Raw genomic sequence first — 7185 nt, forward strand, 5'->3', positions numbered from 1 at the left:
GAACCGCGTCGGCGGCGAAACCGGTGCTCGAGGCGGCCGAGTCAGACCGCCAGCGGGCGGGCGGTCGGCGGGATCGGGGTGGGCAGCGTGGACGAGCCGGTCAGATAGCTGTCCACACCGTTGGCGCAGGACCGTCCCTCGGCGATCGCCCACACGATCAGCGACTGACCGCGACCGGCGTCACCGCAGGCGAAGACACCCTCCACCGAGGTCTGGTAGTACTTGTCCCGCTTCACGTTGCCGCGCTCGTCGAGCTCGACCCCGAGCTGCTCGAGGAAGCCCTCGCGCTCCGGACCGAGGAATCCCATCGCCAGCAGCACCAGCTGGGCCGGAATCGTCCGCTCGCTGCCCTCCACCGGCGCGAACTTGCCGTCCTTGAACTCCACCTCGACCAGATTCAGCGCCGCGACGTTGCCGTCGGCATCGGCCTCGAAGTTCACCGTCGACACCGCATAGACCCGCTCGCCGCCCTCCTCGTGGGCGGAGGCGACCCGGTAGATCATCGGGTACGTCGGCCACGGCTGGTTGCCCGGCCGCTCCTCGGAGGGCCGCGGCATGATCTCCAGCTGCGTCACCGACCGTGCGCCCTGACGGTGCGCCGTGCCGAGGCAGTCCGCGCCGGTGTCGCCGCCGCCGATGATCACCACGTCCTTGCCGGTCGCGACGATCTGGTTCTCGACGGTCTGGCCGAGCGCGGCCCGGTTAGCCTGCGGCAGGTACTCCATCGCCTGGTGGATGCCGCCGTACTCCCGGCCGGGCACGGGGAGGTCGCGGGCCGCGGTGGACCCGGTGGCGATGACCACGGCGTCGTACCGCTGCTTGAGCTGGGTGCCGGTGACGTCCACGCCGACGTTGACGCCGGAGCGGAAGACCGTGCCCTCCTCCTTCATCTGCTGGATCCGGCGGTCGACCTGGATCTTCTCCATCTTGAACTCGGGGATGCCGTAGCGCAGCAGGCCGCCCGGGGCGTCGGCACGCTCGTACACCGCGACCGTGTGTCCCGCCCGGGTCAACTGCTGGGCGACCGACAGGCCGGCCGGGCCGGAGCCGACGACCGCGATCGTCTTGCCGGTCAGCCACTCCGGCGGCTGCGGCTTGACGTCACCGGTCTCCCAGGCCTTGTCGATGATCGCGACCTCGACGTTCTTGATCGTGACCGGGTCCTGGTTGATGCCGAGCACACACGCGGTCTCGCACGGCGCCGGGCAGAGCCGCCCGGTGAACTCCGGGAAGTTGTTGGTCGCGTGCAACCGCTCGATCGCGCTCGACCAATCGTCGCGCCAGACCAGGTCGTTCCACTCCGGGATCAGGTTGCCCAGCGGGCAGCCGTTGTGGCAGAACGGGATGCCGCAGTCCATGCAGCGACCGGCCTGCTTACCGATGATCGGCAGCAGCGCCTTGCCGGGCCCGCCGGGGTAGACCTCTTTCCAGTCCTTGACCCGCTCGTCGACGGGCCGCCGGTCGGCGACCTCGCGGCCGGTGGTCAGGAATCCCTTCGGGTCAGCCATCAGATGGCCTCCATCATCGCTCGCGTGGTGGCGTCCTCGTCCAGGCCGTCGCGCTCGGCGGCCGCCTTGGCCGCCAGCACCCGGGCGTAGTCGCGGGGCATCACCGTGGTGAACCTGGCAGCCGCGGCGGGCCAGTCGGCGAGCAGCTTGGCCGCCCGTTCCGAACCGGTCTCCTCGTGGTGCCGCCGGACCAGGTCCTGCAACAGTCCGGACTCCTGCTCGTCAACCGGTCGCAGATCGACCAGCTCCGGGTTGACGAGGGCGGGGTCCAGGTCGAGCACGTGGGCCACGCCGCCCGACATGCCCGCAGCGAAGTTCCGGCCGACGGCGCCGAGTACGACGACGCGCCCGCCGGTCATGTACTCGCACGCGTGGTCGCCGACCGCCTCGACGATCGCGGTCGCACCGGAGTTCCGGACGCAGAACCGCTGGCCGGCGCCGCCGCTGATGAACAGTTCGCCGGACGTCGCGCCGTACGCGATCACGTTGCCGGCGATGATCTGGTCGGCAGCGTCGAACCGGGCCCGCCGGTCCGGCCGGATCACCACCCGGCCGCCGGACAGGCCCTTGCCGACGTAGTCGTTGGCATCACCCTCGAGGCGCAGCGTGACGCCGCGCGGAACGAAGGCGGCGAACGAGTTGCCGGCCGACCCGGTGAAGGTCAGGTCGATGGTGCCGTCCGGCAGCCCTTCCGCGCGGTACCGCTTGGTGATCTCGTGGCCGAGCATCGTGCCGACGGTGCGGTTGACGTTGCGGATCGGGAGCTGCGCGCGGACCGGTTCGCCGTTGTCGAGCGCCGGCTTGCAGATCCGGATCAGCTCGTTGTCGAGCGCCTTGTCCAGCCCGTGGTCCTGCTCGGTGGTGCGGTGCCGCGCGGTGCCCTCGGGCAGCGCCGGCACGTGCAGGATCGGCGACAGGTCGAGCCCGTCGGCCTTCCAGTGGTCGACCGCGCGCTCGATGTCGAGCACCTCGGCGTGGCCGATCGCCTCGTCCAGAGTGCGGAAACCGAGCTCCGCCAGGTACTCGCGGACCTCCTCGGCGATGAACTCGAAGAAGTTCACCACGAACTCGGGCTTGCCGGAGAACCGCTCGCGGAGCACCGGGTTCTGGGTGGCGACGCCGACCGGGCAGGTGTCCAGGTGGCAGACCCGCATCATGATGCAGCCCGACACCACCAGCGGCGCGGTCGCGAAACCGTACTCCTCCGCGCCGAGCAGCGCGGCGATCACGACATCACGGCCGGTCTTCAGCTGACCGTCGGTCTGGACGACGATGCGGTCGCGCAGCCCGTTCAGCAGCAGGGTCTGCTGGGTCTCGGCCAGACCGAGCTCCCACGGGCCACCGGCGTGCTTCAGCGACGTCAGCGGCGCGGCGCCCGTACCGCCGTCGTGGCCGGAGATCAGCACGACGTCCGCGTGCGCCTTGGAGACGCCCGCGGCGATCGTGCCGACGCCGACCTCAGAGACCAGCTTCACGTGGATCCGCGCCCGCGGGTTCGCGTTCTTCAGGTCGTGGATCAGCTGTGCCAGGTCCTCGATCGAGTAGATGTCGTGGTGCGGCGGCGGCGAGATCAGGCCGACGCCCGGCGTCGAGTGCCGCGTGCTCGCGACCCACGGGTACACCTTCGGGCCGGGCAGCTGACCGCCCTCACCGGGCTTCGCGCCCTGCGCCATCTTGATCTGGATGTCGTCGGAGTTCGTCAGGTACTCCGCGGTGACGCCGAAGCGCCCGGACGCGACCTGCTTGATCGAGCTCCGGCGCGCCGGGTCGTACAGCCGGTCGGCGTCCTCGCCGCCCTCACCGGTGTTCGACTTGCCGCCGAGCTGGTTCATCGCGATTGCGAGCGTGGTGTGCGCCTCGGCGCTGATCGAGCCGTAGCTCATCGCGCCGGTCGAGAACCGCTTGACGATCTCGCTGGCCGGCTCAACCTCCTCGATCGGGATCGGCTGCCGGTCGGACTTGAACCCGAACAGGCCGCGCAGCGTCATCAGTCGCTCGGACTGCTCGTCCACGCGGGACGTGTACTGCTTGAAGATGTCGTACCGCCCGGTCCGCGTGCTGTGCTGCAGCCGGAACACGGTCTCGGGGTCGAACAGGTGCGGCTCACCCTCGCGACGCCACTGGTACTCGCCGCCGATCTCGAGCTTGCGGTGCGCCGGCAGGATGCCGTCCGCCGGGTACGCACGCAGGTGGCGGCGCCGGACCTCTTCGGCGATCGTGTCCAGACCGACCCCGCCGAGCTTGGACGCGGTCCCGGTGAAGTACCGGTCGATCAGCTCCTGCGACAGCCCGGTGGCCTCGAAGATCTGGGCACCCGTGTACGACGCGACCGTCGAGACACCCATCTTCGACATCACCTTCAGGACGCCCTTGCCGAGCGACTTCACCACGTTGCGGATCGCCTGCTCCGGCTCCACGCCCGGCAGGTACGTGCCCTGGCGGCACAGGTCCTCGACGGACTCCAGCGCCAGGTACGGGTTGACCGCCGCCGCGCCGTACCCGATCAGCAGCGCGACGTGGTGGACCTCGCGGACGTCACCGGCCTCGACGACCAGGCCGACCTGGGTGCGGGTCTTCTCCCGGACCAGGTGGTGGTGCACCGCGGAGGTGAGCAGCAGCGATGGGATCGGCGCCTTCTCGGCGTTCGAGTGCCGGTCGGACAGCACCAGGATGCGGGCGCCGTCGCGGATCGCGTCGCTCGCCTCGGCGCACAGCTCGTCCAGCCGCGCCTTCAGCGCCTCGCCGCCGCCCTCCACGTCGTACACGCCGCGCAGGACCGTGGTGGCCAGGCCGGGCATGTCGCCGTCGAGGTTGATGTGCCGGAGCTTGGCCAGCTCGTCGTTGGTGATCACCGGGAACGGGATCACCACCTGGCGGCAGGACGCCGGGCTCGGGTTCAGCAGGTTGGACTCCGGGCCGAGGCTCGACGACAGCGAGGTCACCAGCTCCTCGCGAATCGCGTCCAGCGGCGGGTTCGTGACCTGGGCGAACAGCTGCGCGAAGTAGTCGAACAGCAGCCGCGGGCGGTCGCTCAGCACCGCGATCGGCGTGTCGGTACCCATCGAGCCGATCGGCTCGGCACCGCTCTTGGCCATCGGGGTGAGGATGACCCGCAGCTCCTCCTCGGTGTACCCGAAGACCTGCTGGCGCCGGGTCACCGACGCGTGGCTGTGCACGACGTGCTCGCGCTCGTGCAGGTCCTCGAACCGGATCAGGCCGGCGTGCAGCCATTCGTCGTACGGGTGCTCGTTGGCAAGCTGGTTCTTCACCTCGGTGTCGGTGATGATCCGGTGCTCGTCGACGTCGACCAGGAAGATCCGGCCGGGCTCGAGCCGGCCCTTCTCGGTCACCGTCGCCGGGTCGATGTCGAGGACACCGGCCTCGGAGGCGAGCACGACCAGGCCGTCCTCGGTCACCCAGTAGCGCGAGGGCCGCAGGCCATTGCGGTCCAGGACCGCGCCGACCTTGGTGCCGTCGGAGAAGACCACCGACGCCGGGCCGTCCCACGGCTCCATCAGCGTCGAGTGGAACTCGTAGAACGCCCGCCGCTTCGGGTCCATCGTGGCGGCGTTCTCCCACGCCTCCGGGATCATCATCAGCATCGCGTGCGGCAGCGACCGGCCACCGAGGTGCAGGAGCTCGAGCACCTCGTCGAAGGACGCCGAGTCGGAAGCTCCCGGCGTACAGATCGGGTAGAGCTGCTCCAGGTCGCCCGGGATCAGGTCACTGGCCAGCAGCGCCTCACGGGCCCGCATCCAGTTCCGGTTGCCCTGGACGGTGTTGATCTCGCCGTTGTGGGCGATGTAGCGGTACGGGTGGGCCAGCGGCCAGGACGGGAACGTGTTCGTGGAGAACCGCGAGTGCACGATCCCGATCGCCGACGCCAGGTCGTCGTCGGTCAGCTCGGGGAAGAACTTGTCCAGCTGGTCGGTGGTCAGCATCCCCTTGTAGGTGATGGTCCGGCTCGACAGTGACGGGAAGTAGGTCTCGGTCTCCTTCTCGGCCCGCTTGCGCAGCCGGAAGGCCATCCGCTCCAACGCCAGGCCGAGCACCCGGCCGGTCTTCGCGGTCACGAACAGCTGCTTGAACGTCGGCATCACCGAGCGGGCCGTCGCGCCGAGCAGGTCCGGGGTGGTCGGTACGTCGCGCCACCCGACCACGGCCAACTGCTCCTCGGCCGCGAGCTCCTCGATCCGGGCGATCGCCTTCTCGGCGTCGTCGGCGTCCGCGGGCAGGAACGCGATACCGGTCGCGTACGTGCGCGGGGCCGGCAGCTCGAAATCGCACACCTTGCGGTAGAAGGCGTCCGGAACCTGAATCAGGATGCCGGCGCCGTCGCCGGAGTCCGGTTCGGCGCCGGAAGCGCCGCGATGCTCGAGATTCCGCAGGGCGGTCAAGGCCTTCGCCACGATGTCGTGGCTGGGTTCACCGGTCAGAGTCGCGACGAAGGCGACACCACACGCGTCGTGCTCGTGGCGTCCGTCGTACAAACCCTCGCTCGGGAAAGGGGCGGGACCATACATTCAGGAGCTCCCGTCGTCCTACGGTCAAAAACAACTGGCCGCGGGACAACATTGGCCCAAGCCGGGAGTCCCGAGACTACCTCATGACGCCCGCCAGATGGACCGCCTGTCCACCACGAAACGCCCTGATCACGCGCTGATGACACTGCGTAAGCAAGCGCTCACTACCAGCCCCATCCTCCCAGCGTCCCTCGCCTCCGGCCACCCCACCACCCGCCATTCACCTGCTGAGACCGACGGGCGATTCGGCCGGCTGTGGCATCCCCGCCGCCGAAAAGCCCCCTGGATGATTGATGCGCGGCCCGAAGGTGTGCACGCTCGACAGTTGGTGTGGTGCGGGGCGGGTGTGTTCGGTGTCTGGTTCACGCTCAGCTGTGACCCCTGTCACGGGAGACGTCCTGTCGACCTGACACACGCCACACGCCACCCACGCCACACGCCCGAGCGTCCTCGGCCCATCACTACGACCACCGAATCCAGACCAGGCCGTGCATCAATCATCTAGGCGAGATTTCCGCCGGACAGTGGAGGGTTTCTGTACTCCAGACGCCAAACCCTCCTAAGACCCGGTGATCACCGCAAGCGGTTGGGTGGACTCTCCCCGGGAGTCGACGAAGTGGTCAGCCAGGCTTCGTAGAACGCCTGGTAGGTGGGGTAGCGGGTGACGTCGATCGCGGAGGGAAACAGTCCCGCCAGCAGTCCTGGGCAGTGCCCCTCAGCAATCTTCCGGCGCGTGTGGCTGATGTGTGGATGGGGCCGGTGTGCTGTAGCGGCGCACGCCCTCAACTGTTTCGGGTGTTTGAGCTGTTCAGGTGTCTGAGCTGGTCCAGGAACGGGAGCCGGGGAGCACGACAACGCGGGGTTCGGTCGCGGGACTCCCACGCACGGGGATATCCGCGCCTGTTGGGGGTTCTCTGCTCGTACACCAGCAGAGAACCCCCACCACGAGGGGTTATCCGCTCGAATGCCGTGCCGCGGATCAGCCGGCGGTGATCTGGTCGGCGGTGTTCGGCACGCGGTGACGGTGGGCGTCGTGGCGTGGGTGGTGGCGCGAGGGTGGTGGTACGGCGCGAGGGTGATGGCGTGGTCGTCGGCGCTACCGGGTTTCCACAACACGGTGGGTTCACCCATCGTGTTGTGGGTTCCGTACCCTT

The 7185-nt window shown here is 69.1% G+C and carries 2 protein-coding genes; both read right to left on the bottom strand.

Annotated elements, in window-relative coordinates; translation table 11 throughout:
* Positions 1-41: 41 nt before the first annotated feature.
* Positions 42-1508: a glutamate synthase subunit beta gene (locus AB0B82_RS31090; protein ID WP_360176578.1), complete on the bottom strand. Its 1467-nt coding sequence runs from the start codon at positions 1506-1508 to the stop codon at positions 42-44.
* On the bottom strand, positions 1508-6031 hold the full coding sequence (gene gltB / locus AB0B82_RS31095; protein ID WP_360176581.1) for a glutamate synthase large subunit: 4524 nt from the start codon (positions 6029-6031) through the stop codon (positions 1508-1510). The genes AB0B82_RS31090 and gltB overlap by 1 nt, the downstream gene beginning before the upstream one ends.
* Between the last annotated feature and the right edge of the window lie 1154 nt (positions 6032-7185).

The sequence above is a fragment of the Kribbella sp. NPDC048915 genome, from assembly GCF_040649595.1.
Taxonomy (GTDB): Bacteria; Actinomycetota; Actinomycetes; order Propionibacteriales; family Kribbellaceae; genus Kribbella.